At 63.7% G+C, this 17,520-nt stretch carries 16 protein-coding genes; all 16 read left to right on the forward strand.

Features of this window, described 5'->3' with window-relative positions; translation table 11 throughout:
- Nucleotides 1–15: 15 nt before the first annotated feature.
- The 16 genes from G3N59_RS27845 (at nt 16) to G3N59_RS27920 (ending at nt 17,363) form a co-directional block, all read left to right on the forward strand.
- Nucleotides 16–900, forward strand: coding sequence for an enoyl-CoA hydratase (locus G3N59_RS27845; protein ID WP_205986046.1), 885 nt, complete (start codon nt 16–18; stop codon nt 898–900).
- Nucleotides 897–1,994 (forward strand): nitronate monooxygenase, encoded by a 1,098-nt coding sequence (locus G3N59_RS27850; protein ID WP_205986047.1) that lies wholly within the window; start codon nt 897–899, stop codon nt 1,992–1,994. Before G3N59_RS27845 ends, G3N59_RS27850 begins: the two co-directional genes overlap by 4 nt.
- A 28-nt stretch (nt 1,995–2,022) precedes the next feature.
- Entirely contained in the window at nt 2,023–2,850 is an 828-nt protein-coding gene (locus tag G3N59_RS27855) for an enoyl-CoA hydratase family protein (protein WP_205986048.1), read from the forward strand.
- Nucleotides 2,847–4,016: an acyl-CoA dehydrogenase family protein gene (locus G3N59_RS27860; RefSeq protein ID WP_205986049.1), complete on the forward strand. Its 1,170-nt coding sequence runs from the start codon at nt 2,847–2,849 to the stop codon at nt 4,014–4,016. Before G3N59_RS27855 ends, G3N59_RS27860 begins: the two co-directional genes overlap by 4 nt.
- 60 nt (nt 4,017–4,076) lie before the next feature.
- Nucleotides 4,077–5,135, forward strand: coding sequence for an acyl-CoA dehydrogenase family protein (locus G3N59_RS27865; RefSeq protein ID WP_205986050.1), 1,059 nt, complete (start codon nt 4,077–4,079; stop codon nt 5,133–5,135).
- Nucleotides 5,136–5,137: 2 nt separating this feature from the next.
- Nucleotides 5,138–6,289 carry an acetyl-CoA C-acetyltransferase gene (locus tag G3N59_RS27870; protein WP_205986051.1) on the forward strand — a complete coding sequence of 384 codons (1,152 nt, stop codon included), beginning with the start codon at nt 5,138–5,140 and terminating at the stop codon, nt 6,287–6,289.
- A gap of 43 nt (nt 6,290–6,332) precedes the next feature.
- Nucleotides 6,333–7,211 carry an SDR family oxidoreductase gene (locus tag G3N59_RS27875; RefSeq protein WP_205986052.1) on the forward strand — a complete coding sequence of 293 codons (879 nt, stop codon included), beginning with the start codon at nt 6,333–6,335 and terminating at the stop codon, nt 7,209–7,211.
- Between the two features lie 4 nt (nt 7,212–7,215).
- Nucleotides 7,216–8,400 (forward strand): acyl-CoA dehydrogenase family protein, encoded by a 1,185-nt coding sequence (locus tag G3N59_RS27880; RefSeq protein ID WP_205986053.1) that lies wholly within the window; start codon nt 7,216–7,218, stop codon nt 8,398–8,400.
- Nucleotides 8,397–9,605: an acyl-CoA dehydrogenase family protein gene (locus tag G3N59_RS27885; protein WP_205986054.1), complete on the forward strand. Its 1,209-nt coding sequence runs from the start codon at nt 8,397–8,399 to the stop codon at nt 9,603–9,605. Before G3N59_RS27880 ends, G3N59_RS27885 begins: the two co-directional genes overlap by 4 nt.
- Nucleotides 9,602–10,405, forward strand: a complete 804-nt coding sequence (locus G3N59_RS27890) for an SDR family oxidoreductase (protein ID WP_205986055.1) — start codon at nt 9,602–9,604, stop codon at nt 10,403–10,405. Before G3N59_RS27885 ends, G3N59_RS27890 begins: the two co-directional genes overlap by 4 nt.
- The gene (locus tag G3N59_RS27895) at nt 10,405–10,893 is read left to right on the forward strand and encodes a MaoC family dehydratase (protein ID WP_241024316.1); all 489 of its coding nucleotides are present in this window, start codon (nt 10,405–10,407) and stop codon (nt 10,891–10,893) included. Before G3N59_RS27890 ends, G3N59_RS27895 begins: the two co-directional genes overlap by 1 nt.
- Nucleotides 10,894–10,938: 45 nt before the next feature.
- Complete coding sequence (locus G3N59_RS27900) at nt 10,939–12,144, forward strand: acetyl-CoA C-acyltransferase (RefSeq protein WP_205986057.1); 1,206 nt, start codon at nt 10,939–10,941, stop codon at nt 12,142–12,144.
- A gap of 53 nt (nt 12,145–12,197) precedes the next feature.
- The gene (locus tag G3N59_RS27905; RefSeq protein WP_205986058.1) at nt 12,198–13,199 is read left to right on the forward strand and encodes a sialidase; all 1,002 of its coding nucleotides are present in this window, start codon (nt 12,198–12,200) and stop codon (nt 13,197–13,199) included.
- 49 nt (nt 13,200–13,248) lie between these two features.
- Complete coding sequence (locus tag G3N59_RS27910) at nt 13,249–15,678, forward strand: MMPL family transporter (RefSeq protein ID WP_205986059.1); 2,430 nt, start codon at nt 13,249–13,251, stop codon at nt 15,676–15,678.
- Between the two features lie 70 nt (nt 15,679–15,748).
- The gene (locus G3N59_RS27915) at nt 15,749–16,156 is read left to right on the forward strand and encodes a hypothetical protein (RefSeq protein ID WP_205986060.1); all 408 of its coding nucleotides are present in this window, start codon (nt 15,749–15,751) and stop codon (nt 16,154–16,156) included.
- 130 nt (nt 16,157–16,286) lie between these two features.
- Nucleotides 16,287–17,363 carry a Rieske 2Fe-2S domain-containing protein gene (locus G3N59_RS27920; RefSeq protein WP_205986061.1) on the forward strand — a complete coding sequence of 359 codons (1,077 nt, stop codon included), beginning with the start codon at nt 16,287–16,289 and terminating at the stop codon, nt 17,361–17,363.
- Nucleotides 17,364–17,520 lie beyond the last annotated feature (157 nt).

The following is a 17,520-nucleotide window of genomic DNA, read 5'->3' on the forward strand; positions in this document are numbered from 1 at the left end:
CGAAGCGAGGCCAACATGCAGCAGACGCTTGCGCAAACCGAAGACGTGGTGCTCTACGCGGTCGATAACGGCATCGCGACCATCACGATGAATCGCCCTGCGTATCACAACGCGCAGAATTCGCAGATGACCTATGCGCTGGACGCCGCGTTCCGGCGCGCGGCGCACGACGATGCCGTGAAGGTCATCGTGCTCGCCGGTGCGGGCAAGCACTTTTCGGCGGGGCACGATATTGGCACGCCAGGCCGCGATATCGACGTCTCGTTCGAGCGTCAGTCGCTCTGGTACGACCACGTTGGCAAGGAGGGCGGCGAATTCCTCTATGCGCGCGAGCAGGAAGTGTATCTGGGCATGTGCCGGCGCTGGCGCGATCTGCCCAAACCGACCATTGCGATGGTGCAGGGCGCGTGTGTGGCGGGCGGCTTGATGCTCGCGTGGGTGTGCGATCTGATCGTCGCCTCCGACGATGCATTCTTCGCCGATCCCGTCGTGCGCATGGGCATTCCCGGCGTGGAGTATTTCGCGCACGCTTACGAACTGAATCCGCGTATCGCCAAGGAGTTTCTGTTTCTGGGCGAGCGGATGAATGCGCAGCGCGCGCAGCAGATGGGCATGCTCAACCGTGTGGTGCCGCGCGAAACCTTGAGCGCTACGGTGCAGGAAATCGCGGGAAAAATCGCTGCGATGCCGCGTCTCGGACTCGCATTGACGAAGCAGGCGCTCAATCATGTCGAGGAATTGCAGGGCAAACGCGCGGCAATGGATGCGGCTTTCGCCTGGCATCACTTCGCGCATGCGCATAACGAACTCGTGAGCGGCGACCGTCTTGGCGGTTATGACGCGCGCAAAATGGCGCAGTCGCAGCGCGCTTCGGCAGACGATAAGGAATCCAGATCATGAGCGCGACGATCTCCGCATTGCGGACGCCGCTGACCGATCTGCTCGGCTGTCGTTATCCGGTCATTCAGACGGCGATGGGATGGGTGGCCGATGCGAAACTGGTCGCGGCGACCTGTAACGCGGGCGGCTTCGGCTTTCTCGCGGGCGCGACACTCGAACCCGATCATGTCGAGGCCGAGATTCTGCGCGTGAAGTCGCTCACGGACCGTCCGTTCGGCATCAACTTTCATATGTTCCAGCCGAACGCGGCGCAAGTGGTCGATCTGGCGATTCGCCACCGGCTGCGTGCGGTGAGCTATGGGCGCGGGCCGGATGCCGCGACGATCCGTCGTTTCAAGGACGCGGGCGTGCTGTGCATTCCCACGGTCGGCGCGCCGAAGCACGCGGCTAAAGCCGTCGAACTGGGCGCGGATGCGGTCACGGTGCAGGGCGCGGAAGGCGGCGGCCACACGGGGTCCGTGCCCACCACGCTGTTGTTGCCGCGTGTGCTGGACGCCGTGCAGGTGCCGGTGATCGCGGCGGGCGGCTTCTTCGATGGGCGCGGTCTGGCGGCCGCGCTCGGTTACGGCGCGGCGGGCATCGCCATGGGCACGCGCTTTCTCATGACCGCCGAATCTCCCGTGCCGCAGGCAACGCTCGCGCGTTATGTGGCCGTGAAAGATCCGGCGCAGATTCGCGTTTCCGCGGCGCTCGACGGCCTGCCGCAGCGCATGATCGACAACCCATATCTGCTGCATCTGGAAGCGCTCGGGCCGCTGCGCCGCACGCTCTTTGCGTTGCGCACGGCGCAGGCGTGGCGGCGGCAGAACGGCTTGTCGCTGGCGCAGATGGCGTCGATCGGCATGAAGGCGCTGCGCGAACACGGTTATACGGCGAGCCAGACGCTGATGGCCGCGAATGCGCCATATCTGATCCAGCGCGCGATTGTCGATGGCATGCCCGACGAAGGCGTGCTGCCGGGTGGCCAGGCCGCCGCGATGATCGGCGCAATCGAACCGTGTGCGGCAGTGATCGAGCGCATCGTGCAGGAGGCCGTCGAACGTATCGAGGCAATCTGCGCCTTGCGGGGCGAACTCGCCGAGAACACGCACTGACGCATTTCACGAAACAGGGACGGGGAACATGACACAAGCAAGCCATGACGAAGGGGCCGCGCGCCGGCCGGCATTCACGATCGCGCGCGTGGGCACGCAGGGCGCAGTGGCCGAATTGACGCTCGACCGGCCGCCGGTCAACGCGCTCGACAGCGAAGACTGGTACGCGCTGGCCGCCGCCATCGACGCACTGGGCCGTGACGACAGCGTGCGCGTGATCCTGCTGCGCGGCGAAGGCCGGGGCTTTTGCGCGGGCGTCGATATCAAGGAACTGGCGGCGTATCCCGAGCGTATCGTCGCTGTGAATGCGGGCAATTACGCGACGTTTCGCGCAGTGCATCGCAGCACCAAGCCGGTGATCGTGGCGGTGCATGGGTTCGTGCTGGGCGGTGGTATCGGCATCTGCGGGGCGGCGGATATTGTGATTGCTTCGCAATGCGCGCGCTTTGGCGTACCGGAAATCGACCGCGGTGCGATGGGCGGCGGCGCGCATCTGCAGAGAATGTTCGGAGTCCAGAAGGTGCGCGCGATGTACTTCACCGGCGATATGGTCGATGCGGATGAAGCCTGGCGACTAGGCGCCGTGGAGCGCGTCGTGCCGCGCGAAGCATTGCGCCACGCGGCGCTTGAACTCGCGCAGCGCATTGCGGAAAAGAGCGGTGCGATGCTGGCGCTCGCCAAGGAAGCGCTTAACGGCGTGGAAGACGGCGACCTCGAAGACAAATACCGCTGGGAACAGGGCTTCACGTTGCAGGCCTATATGACGAACGATTCGACCGAAGCACGCAGCGCCTTTGTGGAAAAGCGCAGCGCGCAATTCGACGACGCACGCCAACCGCGCGAGGGCCGCGCATGAAACTCGACTACACGCCGCAACAGCGCGCCTTCCGCGAGGAGATTCGCGCTTGGCTCGCCGATCACGTGCCGCGTGCGCCGCTGCCGAGCTTCGACACGGAAGCGGGTTTCGCGGCCCATCGCGACTGGGAACGCACACTGCATTCGGGGCGCTGGAGCATGGTCACGTGGCCGCGCGAGCTGGGCGGACGCGGCTGCGATCTGATCGAATGGCTGATCTTCGAAGAAGAATACTGGCGCGCCGATGCACCGATGCGCGTGAACCAGAACGGCATCTTCCTGCTTGGCCCCACGCTGATGGACTTCGGCACCGAAGATCAAAAGGCGCGCTTTCTACCGGCGATGGCCTCCGGCGAGCATGTCTGGGCGCAGGGTTGGTCGGAGCCGAACGCCGGTTCGGACATGGCCGCGATTCGCGCAAGCGCGCTGCGCGACGGCGACGATTATCTGCTCAACGGCCAGAAAATCTGGTCGACGCGCGCGGTCTGGGCCGACTGGTTGTTTGGCCTCTTTCGTACCGATCCGCAGTCCACGCGCCATCACGGCCTCACTTTCCTGATGGTGCCGCTGAACGCGCCGGGCATCACGGTACGGCCGATTCGCCAGTTGAACGGGCAGACCGGTTTCGCCGAAATCTTCTTCGACGATGTGCGCGTGCCGGCAGCGAACCGCATCGCCGGAGAAGGCATGGGCTGGCAGGTGGCGATGGCGACGGCGGGCTTCGAGCGCGGCTTGATGCTGCGCTCGCCCGCGCGATTCCAGCGCACCGCCGAAGCATTGCGCGATCTGCTGATTGCGCACCCGGAAGCGGCGCGGCGCGATCCGTCATTGCGCGAGCGCGTGGCGACGGCCTGGATGGACGCACAGGCTTACGCGTTATCCACGTACATGACGGCGAGCCGCTTGCAGAAGGGCGGGCATATTGGCGCGGAATCGAGCACGAACAAGGTGTTCTGGTCGGAACTGGATCTGCGCATGCATCAGACGGCGCTCGATATTCTGGGCGCGCAGGCGGAGGTGGTGCCGCACAGTGCGCAGGACCGCGCGCGCCTGGGCAACTGGCTCGACGGCTTTCTGTTTGCGCAGGCAGGGCCGATCTACGCGGGCACCAACGAAATCCAGCGCAACATCGTCGCCGAACGCATGCTGGGCATGCCGCGCGGTTAATCCGGCAGTCGAACAGCGGAATACACGACACACCATTCGATATGGATTCCTGATCAAAACATGGACTTTTCATTCGACGATGACCAGGAAGCGTTTGCCGATAGCGCACGCCGCTTCCTGATGACCGAGCTGACGCCCGAACTGATTCGCGAGCTTTGGGAAAGCGAAACCGGCCGCTCGGAGCGGCACTGGGCGCAGCTCGCCGAACAGGGCATGACGGGCGTCACGGTGCCCGAGGCGCAAGGCGGTCTGGGCATGAGCACCAACGAATGGGCTTTGCTCGCGCAAACGTGGGGCTATTTTGGCGGACCCGATCCGTTGATGGATACCGCGCTGGTGGCCGTGGCGCTGTTGAATCGTCTGCCCGCAAGCGACTGGCGCGACACCTTGCTCGCGCAGATTGCCCAGGGCGGCGCGCGCGTTGCGCTCGGGCATCCCGTCAATCCGTATGTGGCCGATGCGCATGTTGCACACGTGCTGCTGTGCGAACGCGACGGTGAGTTGCATCGCGTAACGCCCGCAGCCTGCTCGCTGCAGGGTGTGGAAAGCGTGGACCCATCGCGGCGTTTATTCGCGCTCGGCTGGACACCCGATGCAACCACGCGCATCGCCAATGCGCAAGAATCCGCGCCCTTGCTCGACACCATGCTCGATCACGGCGCGTTTGCCGTAGCGGCGCAATTGCTCGGCCTCACACAGCGCGTGCTGGACGCGGCGATCGATTACACCTCGCAACGCAAGCAATTCGGCAAGCCTATCGGCGCGTATCAGGCCGTCAAGCACCTGCTCGCCGATGTCGCGATCCGCTATGAATTCGCGCGTCCCGTGGTGTATCGCGCTGCCTGCGCGCTTGCGACCAACGACCCGCAATGTGCGCTTTATGTCTCGCACGCGAAGCTCGCCGCGCTATCCGCAGCACAACTCGCCGCGCGCAACGCAATTCAGGTACACGGCGCGATGGGTTACACGTGGGAGCTGGATTTGCAGATTTTCGTCAAGCGCATCTGGGCGCTGGCTGGACATTGGGGCGATACGACGTTCCACCGTGAACGCGTCGCACGCACGCTGATCGATGCGCGCGCACCGATCGGTCCGGCTCGCACTTTCGAACTGGAGTGAAGATGAAACAGGCCTATATCGTCGATGCGCTGCGTACGCCCACGGGGCGGCGCAAAGGTTCGCTCGCTGCGGTGCACGCAGCGGATCTCGGCGGCTTCGTGCTGAAAGAGCTGGTCGCACGTAACGCCATTCCCGCAGAGGATTATGACGACGTGGTGTTCGGCTGCGTGGACACCATCGGCCCGCTCGCGGGCAATATCGCGCGCACGTGCTGGCTGGCTGCGGGCTTGCCGCTCACGGTGCCGGGCGTGACGGTGGATCGCCAGTGCGGCTCCTCGCAACAGGCTGTGCATTTTGCGGCGCAGGCCGTCATGAGCGGCGTGCAGGACGTGGTGATCGCGGGCGGTGTGCAGACGATGACGCAGATTCCTATTTCGTCTGCGATGACGGCGGCGGTGCCACTGGGTTTTAGCGATCCCTTTTCGGGCAGCACGGGTTGGCGCGCGCGCTTTGGCGATGCGCCCGTATCGCAGTTCGACGCGGCGCAGCGTATTGCGGATCACTGGGGGCTTTCGCGCGAAGTGATGGAGCGTTACGCGCTGGAGAGTCATCGGCGTGCGGTTGCTGCGATCGAATCGAAGCGTTTTGCCCGTGAAATCGTGCCGTGTTTTGGGCTCGCGCACGACGAAACGCCGCGCCCCGATACGTCTCTGGAGAAGATGGCGGCGCTCGAACCGCTGATCCCTGGCGGCTCGTTGACGGCAGCCGTGTCGAGCCAGACCTGCGATGCCGCAGCGGCGCTGTTGATCGTTTCCGAGGACGCATTGCGCCGTTATGGTCTCGTGCCGCGCGCGCGTATTCATCACCTGAGCGTGCTTGGCGACGATCCGCTCTGGATGCTCACCGCGCCGATTCCGGCCACGCGTCACGCGCTAAAAAAAGCCGGGCTTTCGCTGGCAGATATCGATGTCGTCGAAATCAACGAGGCATTTGCGTCGGTGGCATTGGCCTGGCTTGCGGAATCGGCGTATGACCCTGGACGCACGAATCCGAATGGCGGTGCGATTGCATTGGGTCATCCGCTGGGGGCAACGGGCGCGCGCCTGATGACGACCTTGTTGCATGAACTGGAGCGCACGAGCGGACGATACGGACTCCAGACGATGTGCGAAGGCGGCGGACTCGCGAACGTGACGATCATCGAACGTCTTTGAAGCGACGCTTCGAAACGAAAGAGCACTACACAAGAGGTCAGGCATGGGAATCTGTACAGGACGTACCGTCATCGTCACGGGCGCAGGCGGCGGGTTGGGGCGCGAATATGCGCTCGCACTGGCGGCGCAAGGCGCGGCGGTCGTGGTCAACGATCTGCGCGCGGAGGCAGCGCAAGCCGTCTGCGACGAGATCGTGCAGGCAGGCGGCCGCGCGCTCGCCAACGCCGACGACATCACGCGCATGGACACCGCGCAACGTATCGTCGATGCGGCACAAGCGGCGTTCGGCACCATCCACGCGCTGGTGAATAACGCTGGCGTGTGCCGCGACCGCATGTTCACGAGCATGACGGAAGACGACTGGGACACCGTGATGCGCGTGCATCTGCGCGGCCACTTTTGCCTCGCGCAGATTCTCGCGCGTGGCTGGCGCGACGCGGCCAAGGCTGGCACGCCGGTATCGGCGCGCATTATCAATACGAGTTCCGGGGCGGGCTTGCAAGGCTCGATCGGGCAGTCGAACTACGGCGCGGCGAAGGCCGGCATCGCCGCGCTCACGCTCATGCAGGCAGCGGAGTTGCAGCGCTATGGCGTCTGCGCGAATGCGCTGGCGCCATCGGCGCGCACGGCCATGACCGAAGCCGTCTTTGCCGACATGATGAAAAAACCCGAGGACGGCAGCTTCGATGCCTTCGATCCGGCGAACGTTGCGCCGCTGGTCGTGTGGCTTGCGAGCGAGCAGTCGGGCGATGTCACGGGCCAGGTTTTCGAAGTCGCGGGCGGCATGATCTCGGTGGCCGAAGGCTGGCGCAGCGGCCCGCGCGTGGATCGCGGCGCGCGCTGGCCGGCGGGCGAAGTGGGCGCTGCCGTGGCGGCGCTGCTCACGCAGGTTCGCCCGGCGCAGCGTGTCTATGGAAGCTGATGCCATGGATCTCGGGCTGAGCGAAGAGGAAGCGCTGATACGCGATAGCGCCGCCGAAGTGCTGGCGCAGCAAAGCGCATCCGCCGATGTACGTCGCGCACTGGAGCGTCATGCGGGCTACGACGCGGCGCTCTGGCAGACGATCGCCGCGGAACTGGGCTGGTGTGGCTTGAGCGTGCCTGAGCGGGCGGGCGGCGCGGGGCTGGGCGCGAAGGCGCTTGCGCTGGTGATGGAGCAATTGGGGCGCCGGCTTGCGTGCGTGCCGTACTTCGGCACGGCGGTGCTGGCCGCGCAATCGCTGACGCAATGCCTGCCGCACGAGCGTGCCCATGCGGAACCCAACGAAGAGATCGTGCGCTGGCTTGCGCGGATTGCAGCGGGCGAGACGCGGGCCGCGCTGGCGCTGGCGCAGTCGGCGCCATTCGAGGCAGGCGATGCGCAAACGTGGTCTATCGAGGCTCATAAAACGGCCGACGGCTACAAACTCAGCGGAAAAGCGGGCGCAGTGATCGACGGCGTGATGGCCGATTTGCTGATCGTGCCTGCACGCGATGGCGCTGAGCTTGCGCTGTTCGCCGTGGAGACGACCCTGCCTGGCGTTTCTCGCCGGCCGCTAACGACGCTGGACGGCACGCGGCCCTTCGCGTCCATCGCGCTTGAAAACGTAGGCGTTGCACGTTCGGCCTGCCTCGCGCGCGGCGAGACGGTGCGTGATGCGCTCACTTGCACGGCATGGTTCGCCGCGCTGGCGCTTGCCGCCGAACAACTCGGCGCGGCGCAGCAATGTCTCGATCTCACGCTCGCTTATACGTCGGAGCGCGTGCAGTTTGGCCGCACGATCGCTTCGTTTCAGGCGGTCAAGCATCGCTGCGCGGACATGCTGATCGCGGTGGAAGCGGCGCGATCCGCAGTGCTCGGCGCGGCGGCCGTGTGGGACGCGACGCAGGGCGCGCCGACGGCGGCTGCTTTCGCCGAGGTGGCCGTCGCTAAAGCCAGCGCTAACGATGCACTGCGCTACTGTGCGCAGGAAGCCATTCAATTGCACGGCGGAGTTGGATTTACCTGGGAGTACGATCCACAGCTTTATTTCAAGCGTGCTCAGGCATCTGGCGCGCTGTTCGGATCGACGCCGCGTTTGCTCGACTGGCTGGCACGCCACGTAATCGACGTTGCAGGAGCACACGCATGAACGCACGCATCGATGAATACCGCAGCGAGCGCCATCTGCGCGAATCCATTGCTGCATGGATGGAAGCGCATCTGTGTGGCGAATTCGCCTGCCTGCGCTTTCGCGGCGGCCCCGGCGACGAAGACGCATTTCCCGCGTTGCGCAAGGCATGGGAACGCGAACTGGCGGCGGGCGGCTGGACGGGACTGGGCTGGCCGGTGGAAGTCGGCGGGCGCGGCTGGAGCGTGGCCGATCAGGTGATTTTTCACGAGGAATATGCACGTGCAGGCGGACCCGGCCGCATGGGCCATATCGGCGAAGGGCTGCTCGGCCCCACGCTGATTGCCTGCGGTAACGCCGACCAGCGCGCGCGCTTTCTGCCCGGCATTCTCGCCGGCACGCAGTTCTGGTGTCAGGGCTATTCGGAGCCCGGCGCAGGGTCCGATCTCGCCAACGTACGCACGCGCGCCGAACGCCAGCCGGACGGCGCCTGGCGTATCGACGGGCAGAAGGTGTGGACTTCGCTCGCGCACGACTCCGAGTGGATTTTCGTGCTCGCGCGCAGCGATCCGCAATCGCGCGGCAACAAGGGGCTGTCGTTTTTCCTCGTGCCGCTCGATCAGCCTGGGATCGACATTCGCCCGATCCGGCAGATGAATGGCGGTGCGGAATTCAATGAAGTCTTTTTCGACGCTGCGCGCGCCGAAGCCGCCGATCTGGTGGGCGAACCTGGCGACGGCTGGCGTATCGCCATGACGCTGCTCGGTTTCGAGCGCGGCATTTCCACGCTGGGCCAGCAGATGCAGTTTATTCGCGAGCTCGACTGGGTGATCGAAGCCGCGCGCGAGGCTGGCGTGGCAAACGAGCCTTCGATTCGCGCGCGTATCGCCCAGGCGTGGGCCGGGCTGCGTGTCATGCGCCATAACGCGGTGCGGATGCTGGGCGCGGCAAACGCAGACGGCGCTCAGGACAAGGCGGCGCTGATCTACAAGTATTACTGGTCGAACTGGCATCGCGATCTGGGGCAACTGGCGATGGACGTGCTGGGCGAGCAGGCGAATTTCGTCGACGCCGCCGACGCGGGTCATACGAAACGCAGCCGCCTGCAAGGCGTATTTCTCTTCTCGCGCGCCGACACAATCTACGCCGGCACCAACGAAATCCAGCTCAATATCATCGCCGAGCGCGGGCTCGGCATGCCGAAAGAACCTCGAGGTCAAGCATGAACGCAGAACATCGTCTCGCCGTTGCACCGGCCTATGTAGCAGGGCATCAACTCCTCGCAGGCAAGAGCGTGCTGATTACGGCCGCTGCGGGTGCGGGCATCGGCTTCGCGGCGGCGAAGCGTTGCGCGGAAGAAGGCTGCCGCGCGCTGATCGTCTCCGATATCCACGAGAAGCGCCTGAGCGATGCGGTAGCGAAGTTGCGCGACGAAACTGGCCTTGCCGACATCCACGGCCAGCTTTGCGACGTCTCGAACGAAGCCGCCGTGCGCGCGCTGGTGGCCTATGCGGAAGCGCAAACGGGCGGCGTGGACGTGCTGATCAACAACGCGGGGCTGGGCGGCTCGTGCCGTCTAGTCGATATGGACGATGCGCAATGGTCGCGCGTGCTCGACATTAGCCTGACTGGCACGTTTCGCATGATGCGCGCGATGCTGCCGCCGATGCAGGCGCGTGGGCGCGGTGTGATCGTCAATAACGCTTCTGTGCTGGGCTGGCGCGCGCAGGCGGAACAGGCGCACTACGCGGCGGCCAAGGCTGGCGTAATGGCGCTCACGCGCTGCACCGCGCTGGAAGCAGCGCCTTATGGCGTGCGCATCAATGCGGTTGCGCCCAGTATTGCGCTGCACGATTTTCTGAAGAAGTCGGCTCCGGCCGAATTGCTCGAACAACTGGCGTCGCGCGAAGCTTTCGGGCGCGCCGCCGAAGTCTGGGAGGTGGCCAACGTGATGGTGTTTCTCGCAAGCGATTACGCGTCGTATCTCACGGGCGAAGTGCTTTCTGTGAGCAGCCAGCACGCATGATGAACGCCACCGATCTTCATGAAAGCGTCGCGCCGGTGCGTGTATTTGCGCAACCGGGCGACTTGCTCGATGCGGTGGGCGAGCGCCTGGGCGAGAGTCCGTGGTTGGCTATCGACCAGGCGCGCATCGATCTGTTCGCCGATGCCACGCTCGATCATCAATGGGTTCACGTCGATCCCGCGCGTGCGGGTAGCGGGCCATTCGGCGGCTGCATCGCACACGGCTATCTGACGCTTTCGCTCGTCAATTATTTTCTGCCGCAGATCGTGCGTATCGATGGTGCAAGCATGGGCGTGAATTACGGCTGCGAGCGCGTGCGTTTTCCCGCGCCGGTACGAGTGGGTGCGCGCGTGCGCGGTGTGGCTGAACTCTTGCGCGCCGAGGCACTGGAAGGCGGCGTGCAGGCATGGATACGCGTGAGCGTGGAGATCGAAGGCGAGTCGAAACCGGGCTGCGTCGCCGATACCATCAGCCGCTATTACTTCTGATTTCAACCCAATTCTATTGGGTCATTTGCAACAGGAAAGCATTCGATGAACGAAGCCGTGATTGTTTCGGTGGCGCGTACTCCCATCGGCAAGGCCTACCGGGGCGCCTTCAACGATACCGAGGCGCCCGCGCTGGGCGGCCATGTGGTGCGCGCTGCCATCGCGCGAGCGGGGCTGGAAGGCCGCGAGATCGACGATGTCATCATGGGTTGCGCCGCGCAACAGGGTACGCAAGGCTATAACATCGGGCGGCTTTCAGCGGCGGCGGCCGGCTTGCCAGCGAGTGTGCCGGGCATGGCGCTCGATCGCATGTGCTCGTCGGGCTTGATGTCGATTGCCGTGGCTTCGCGCAGCATCGCGAGCGGCGACGCCGATATTGTCGTGGCCGGCGGCGTGGAGTCGATCACGCTCACGCAGAATCGCCATAAAAACAGCTATCGCGCGCGTGCCGAAAGCGTGCTTGCGCATCAACCCGCCGCCTATATGGCGATGATCGAAACGGCGGAAGTGGTGTCGCGCCGCTACGGCATCAGCCGCGCGGATCAGGACGCGTTTTCGCTGGAAAGCCAGCGTCGTACCGCAGCCGCGCAGGCGGCTGGGCGATTCGATGCGGAGATCGCGCCGATGCATGTGCGCCGCGCCTTGTTCGACAAGGAAGGTAACATCACAGGTCACGAAGATCTGCGGGCCACGCGCGACGAATGCAATCGTGCCGATACCAGCGCCGAAAGTCTGGCCGCGCTCAAGCCGGTATGGAGCGGCGGCGACGCCGTGGCGCAAGGCGAATTCATCACCGCGGGCAATGCTTCGCAGCTTTCGGACGGCGCGGCGGCGGTGGTGGTGATGAGCGCACAGAGTGCCCGCGCGCGAGGACTTGCGCCGCTCGGCATCTTTCGCGGTCTTGCGGTGGCGGGTTGCGAAGCCGACGAAATGGGTATCGGCCCGGTGTTTGCGGTGCCGCGTCTGCTCGAAAAGCATCGCCTCAGCGTGAGCGATATCGGCATCTGGGAACTGAATGAAGCATTCGCTTGCCAGGCGATCTATTGCCGAGATCAATTAGGTATCCAAATGGAAAGATTGAACGTCGATGGCGGGGCGATTTCGCTGGGGCACCCGTTCGGCATGTCGGGCACGCGTATGACGATGCATGCGCTGATCGAAGGGCGGCGGCGCGGTGCGCGGCTGGCCGTGGTGACCATGTGTATCGGCGGCGGGATGGGCGCGGCGGCGTTGTTCGAGATTCCCGCATAAAACGCAGCGCAGCATCAAGAAAGCAGCACACGACAACATCGAGGAGACACCCCATGAAAACTTCGCTTCCGGGCTTGCTGATGTCGGCGGCGGTGCTGGGCGCGGCGCTCTTCGCGTTTGCGCCACGGCCTTTGCCCGCGTTTCCCGCGAGCGCGATTGCGGCCAACCGGCTGCAGATCAACGGACTCGCGCAGGCGGGCTCGCGCACGGTGGCGGTGGGCGAGCGCGGCGTGATCCTGCTGAGCGACGATGCGGGGGCGAACTGGCGGCGAGCAGCGGTGTCGCCGGATGAAGCCTCGACGCTCACCGAAGTGTTCTTCGTCACGCCGCGCGTGGGCGTGGCCGTGGGGCACGACGGCTGGATCGTGCGGACGGTCGATGGCGGCGAACACTGGCAGGAAGTGCGTTTCGATCGTCGCCATTCGGACCCGCTGCTCGCGATCTGGGGGCGTGCCAACGGGCCGATGTTTGTGGCGGGCAGCTTCGGCCAGTTGCTGGTTTCGCAGGACGAAGGCGCGACCTGGCGTGTGGAAAAGACACCGGCGGGCGACCGCCATCTCAATGCGATTGCCGGTGACGCCGATGGCCGTATCGTCATCGCAGGCGAAACGGGCACGCTGCTGGTGTCGAGCGATGGCGGCGCGAACTGGGAAAAGCGCGACTCGCCTTACGCGGGCTCGCTCTTTGGCGTTTTGCCGCTGGGTAATCGCTCGTGGCTGGCCTATGGCATGCGCGGCAACGTGCTGCGTTCGAACGACGACGGGCAGACGTGGGCGCATATCGACAGCGGCGTCGGCGTTTCGTATTTCGGCGCAACGGAATTGCCTGGCGGGCGTCTGGTGCTGGTGGGCCAGGGCGGTGCGATCGTCACCTCGGACGATGGCGGCGAACACTATGCCGTGCGCAAGGCAGGCGGTGTGCAAAGCCTGGCTGCCGTGCTGGGCGAGGCTCCGGGGCAAGGGGCAGGGCAGGTGCACCTGCTCGTAGCGGGCGAAGCGGGCGTGACGCGCTGGGCGCTGCCTGCATCGGCCGCAAAGGCTAATACGCCATCCTGAAGCCGGGCCGTTTATCTATACCTCGTACTGCGAAATAAAAGGCTAGCACATGACCGCCAATTCCCGACCTTCCGCGCTCGCGCGCTTCGTGGACCGCTGCGCCGGCGCGATCATGCGTCATCGTCTCGCGCTGCTCGCCATCTGCGTGGCGCTGACTGCTGCATTCGGTTATTCGGCCACGCGGCTGCGGCTCGATCCGGGCTTCAACAAGATGATTCCGATGGAACACCCGTATATGCAGGTGTTCAATCGCTACGCGAGTGCGTTTCCGGGCGCGAACACGGTCCTCGTGAGCCTGCGCTGGAAGGGGCAAGGCGATATCTACAACGAGCCGTTCATGGACGCGCTGCGTCACGCGACGGACGATGTGTTCTTCATTCCGGGCGTGAATCGCTCGCGCGTGTTTTCGCTTTTCACGCCGAACGTGCGCTACACGGAGGTGACCGAAGCAGGTTTTCGCGGCGACGTGGTGGTGCCCGGCCAGTTCAGCAGCAACAATCCGAACGACCTTGCGAAGGTGCGCCGCAACGTGGCGCGATCCGGGCAGATCGGCCGGCTGGTGAGCAACGACCTGAAAGCCGCGCTGATTCGTGCGGAATTGCGCGAGACCGATCCCGTCACTGGCAAGCGGCTTGACTATAGCGCGGTGGCGAAGCAACTCGAACAGATTCGCACGCGTTATGCCGGGCAGAATGTCGAAGTCGATATTATCGGCTTTGCGAAGCTGGTGGGCGATGTAGAAGCGGGTATTGCGGGCGTGATGGTGTTTTTCGGCATTGCGTTTGCGATCACGGCATTGCTGCTGCTGGCCTATACGCGTTCGCTGCGCACGACGGCGCTTGCGTTGTGCGTGGCGTTGCTGCCGGTAGTGTGGTTGTTGGGCGCATTGCCGATGCTCGGGCTAGGTATCGATCCGATGTCGATACTCGTGCCGTTTTTGATCTTCTCGATTGGTGTATCGCATGCGGTGCAAATGACCAATGCGTGGAAACAGGCTCTTGCGACTGGACTCAATTCGAGCGATGCGGCGCGCGACGCATTTCGAAAACTCTTTGTGCCGGGCACCGTTGCGCTGCTCACAAATGCGCTGGGCTTTATGGTGATCATGCGTATTCGCATCGATATCGTGCGAGAACTGGGCATTACGGCATGCCTGGGCGTGTTGCTGATGATCGTCACCAACAAGGTGTTTTTGCCGATTCTGCTTTCGTACACGCGTCTTGAACGCAGTGCATTAGCGCGTGCGCAGCGTCGCGCGGTGCGAGGCCAGAGCGGTGCTAAAGCGGATGGCTGGGCGCGCTTTGGTGTCTTCGCGAGGCCGCTGCCGGCGCTGGGCGTATTCGCATTGGCGCTCGGTCTGCTGGCGTTTGGCGCACAGGCATCGCGTGCATTGCAGATCGGCGATATCGGTTCGGGTGCGCCCGAATTGCGTGCGAATTCGCGCTATAACGTGGACAACGCGCGCATCACGAGTCAGTACAACATCGGCGTGGATGCGCTTGCCGTGATCGTGGAAACGCAAGGTTATGACGATGCCTGCCTTCATTACCCGGTGATGAGCGCGATCGAGCGTTTTGAAATGCAGATGCGTGGCGTGGCCGGTGTGCAGTCGGTGGTGAGTGTGCCGTCGCTCGCCAAAGTGTCGATTGCCGCGTTTAACGAGGGCAATCCGCGCTGGGCAGCGTTGCCGCGCTCGAGCGATGGCTTGACGCAAGGCGCGAGCGCATTCGATCCCGACAACGGCATGAACACCGAAAACTGCCAGGCGATCCAGGTGCTGATCTACACCGATAACCACGAAGGGCGCACGATCGCGCACATCGTCGACGAGATCAAGCGCTTCGCTGCCGAGGACGAAACAAAAGGCGTGGCGTTTCGCCTGGCGGGCGGCAACGTGGGCGTGATGGCGGCGACCAACGAAGCCGTTGCCGATGCGGAAATCGCCATGCTGTTGTCGATCTTTGGCGCAATCGCGCTGCTGTGTTTCGTGACGTTCCGCTCGTGGCGCGCGGTATTGTGCATCATCGTGCCGCTGACGATTGTTTCGATACTCTGCAATGCGGTGATGGCCTGGTTGGGTATCGGCCTCAAAGTGGCGACGCTGCCGGTGATTACGCTTGGCGTGGGTGTGGGCGTCGATTACGGAATCTATCTGTACGAGCGATTGCAGCACGAATTGCGCGCGGGCGCGCCGCTGCCGGAGGCGTTTGGCGCGGCCATGCGCCAGCGTGGCACGGCGGCGCTTTTCACGGCGGTGACGATGTTTATCGGCGTGGGTACGTGGGCGCTTTCCGCGTTGAAGTTTCAGGTGGATATGGGCGTGCTGCTGGCCTTCATGTTCCTGGTCAACCTGTTTGGCGCGGTGTTTCTGCTGCCGGCGCTGGCAGCGTGGCTCGGTGTGGAGCGCGCGGAGCGGCGCGAGACGCTCGGCAGCCAGCAAACGGTGCGCAGCGCGGCGGTGGTGCAGGCAGGCCAGTAAGGACTTCGCTGTGACCCGGGCGCGATGCCGTTAGAATCGAGGCTTCGCATCGATTAACGTGATTCGCGCCATGAAATACCTTGCTTCAGTTTTCGCCGCCCTTGCTGCGGCCGTTGCCATCGGCAGTCCGCTCGCGCACGCTCAGAGCGCGAGCGACGCGGCATCATCGCAACAGGAATGCTCGATTGGCCGCGCCAGCGGAGTGGCCGGCGCGGCGGCCAGCATGCGCGAATATCTGGCGTTGCCCGAGCGTGACCGCTACCGCTATTTCGCGGATCACCAGATCGACTGCCGTGTTGGCGACGACGGGCGCGCCACGGGTTGCGTGGGCCTCGTCAACCTGCGCAACGACAAGGTTAGCGTGTACGACGACAGCGACCCGGTGACGACCACGGTGGTCGCGCGCATCGAACTCGAACACGGTACTTATCCGCTCATCATCGTGGTGCGCAAGCAGGACATCAAGTGCGATGACTGAGTGAACCAGCGGTCATATTCTCCTCGTTCGTCCCTAGTCCGTCGGGACGATGAATGGTGCGCGGCGCGCGATTAAGGTGGCATGAGCAATCTTATATGCCACGCGCTCCATTCAAACAGGAGGAGAACCTATGTCCGCACGTCCCTACAAGATCGAAGCCCAGCCGCTCGTACAACGCTACGCCCGGGGCTGGCACTGCCTTGGCCTCGCAAGCGAGTATCAGGACGGGCAGCCGCACACGCTGAATATATTCGGCCGACGGCTCGCGGCGTTTGCCGATTCTACGGGCCGCATTCGTATTGTCGATGGCTTTTGTCCGCATATGGGCGCCGATCTCTCAACCGGCCGTGTTGATGGCGATACGCTGGTATGTCCGTTTCACGGCTGGCAATGGGACGGAGATGGGCAATGCCAGTCGATACCTTATTGCAAACGTATTCCGCCGAAAGCAAAGATCGGCACATGGCATACGTGTGTGCAGAATCAATTGCTGTTTGTCTGGCACGATCCCGAAGGCGGTGAGCCGACCGCCGATGTGGCGATTCCTGCGATTGCCGCATGTGAATCCGATGAGTGGTCGGATTGGGTTGTCGACAAGATGGTGATCGGCACGAATTGCCGCGAGCTGGTGGATAACATCTCCGATATGGCGCACTTCGGGACTGTGCATGGCGCGCCGGTTGATTACTTTGCGAATCTCTTTGAGGATCATAAGGCGACCCAATTGCTGGTGGGGCGTAGCGAGCGGCTGGGCGGCGATGAGCTGGTGGCGTTGTCGACTTATTTTGGGCCGGCTTATCACATCACCGAAATGACTGGGCAGAGTGGGGGGTATCCTGTTCACTCGATTTTGCTGAACTGTCATGTGCCGATCGGTATGAATAGCTTCGAGCTGCGCTATGGAGTGATGGTCAAGAAGATTGCCGGGGTTTCCGAGGAGCAGAATCTTGAGATCGCCAAGGCTTATGTGGCGCAGGCGCAGGCCGCTTTTTATGAGGATGTGGCGATCTGGGATAGTAAGACGCGGATCGATAATCCGCTGCTTTGTGAGGGGGATGGGCCGCTTTATCAGATGCGGGATTGGTATGGGCAGTTTTATCTTGATGTGGGGGATGTGCGGGTTTCTAGTCGGCAAAGGAAGGTGTTTGAGATCACTGTGAGGGACGGCGGGAGTGTGCCGCCTTTGCATCATGTTTTTGAGGGGTGATTTTTTTCGCATCTCTGGCGGTGGCGCGTATCCTTGTTTTCGTGTCGGTCTATTAGCGTCGCCCCTGTGCGGGGCGGCACCTACTTTTCTTTGCAGCGGCAAAGAAAAGTAGGCAAAAGAAAGCCGCTCACACCGCCAGTGTGACGCAGTTGGCAAA

This window comes from Paraburkholderia sp. Ac-20340 (assembly GCF_017104965.1).
In the GTDB taxonomy this organism is placed as follows: Bacteria; Pseudomonadota; Gammaproteobacteria; order Burkholderiales; family Burkholderiaceae; genus Paraburkholderia.

Coding starts and splice junctions, on each gene's coding strand:
- G3N59_RS27895 (WP_241024316.1), top strand. CDS start 10,405: ATGAACGCCACCGATCTTCATGAAAGCGTCGCGCCGGTGCGTGTATTT.
- G3N59_RS27870 (WP_205986051.1), top strand. CDS start 5,138: ATGAAACAGGCCTATATCGTCGATGCGCTGCGTACGCCCACGGGGCGG.
- G3N59_RS27900 (WP_205986057.1), top strand. CDS start 10,939: ATGAACGAAGCCGTGATTGTTTCGGTGGCGCGTACTCCCATCGGCAAG.
- G3N59_RS27915 (WP_205986060.1), top strand. CDS start 15,749: ATGAAATACCTTGCTTCAGTTTTCGCCGCCCTTGCTGCGGCCGTTGCC.
- G3N59_RS27920 (WP_205986061.1), top strand. CDS start 16,287: ATGTCCGCACGTCCCTACAAGATCGAAGCCCAGCCGCTCGTACAACGC.
- G3N59_RS27860 (WP_205986049.1), top strand. CDS start 2,847: ATGAAACTCGACTACACGCCGCAACAGCGCGCCTTCCGCGAGGAGATT.
- G3N59_RS27910 (WP_205986059.1), top strand. CDS start 13,249: ATGACCGCCAATTCCCGACCTTCCGCGCTCGCGCGCTTCGTGGACCGC.
- G3N59_RS27850 (WP_205986047.1), top strand. CDS start 897: ATGAGCGCGACGATCTCCGCATTGCGGACGCCGCTGACCGATCTGCTC.
- G3N59_RS27855 (WP_205986048.1), top strand. CDS start 2,023: ATGACACAAGCAAGCCATGACGAAGGGGCCGCGCGCCGGCCGGCATTC.
- G3N59_RS27875 (WP_205986052.1), top strand. CDS start 6,333: ATGGGAATCTGTACAGGACGTACCGTCATCGTCACGGGCGCAGGCGGC.
- G3N59_RS27890 (WP_205986055.1), top strand. CDS start 9,602: ATGAACGCAGAACATCGTCTCGCCGTTGCACCGGCCTATGTAGCAGGG.
- G3N59_RS27845 (WP_205986046.1), top strand. CDS start 16: ATGCAGCAGACGCTTGCGCAAACCGAAGACGTGGTGCTCTACGCGGTC.
- G3N59_RS27880 (WP_205986053.1), top strand. CDS start 7,216: ATGGATCTCGGGCTGAGCGAAGAGGAAGCGCTGATACGCGATAGCGCC.
- G3N59_RS27885 (WP_205986054.1), top strand. CDS start 8,397: ATGAACGCACGCATCGATGAATACCGCAGCGAGCGCCATCTGCGCGAA.
- G3N59_RS27865 (WP_205986050.1), top strand. CDS start 4,077: ATGGACTTTTCATTCGACGATGACCAGGAAGCGTTTGCCGATAGCGCA.
- G3N59_RS27905 (WP_205986058.1), top strand. CDS start 12,198: ATGAAAACTTCGCTTCCGGGCTTGCTGATGTCGGCGGCGGTGCTGGGC.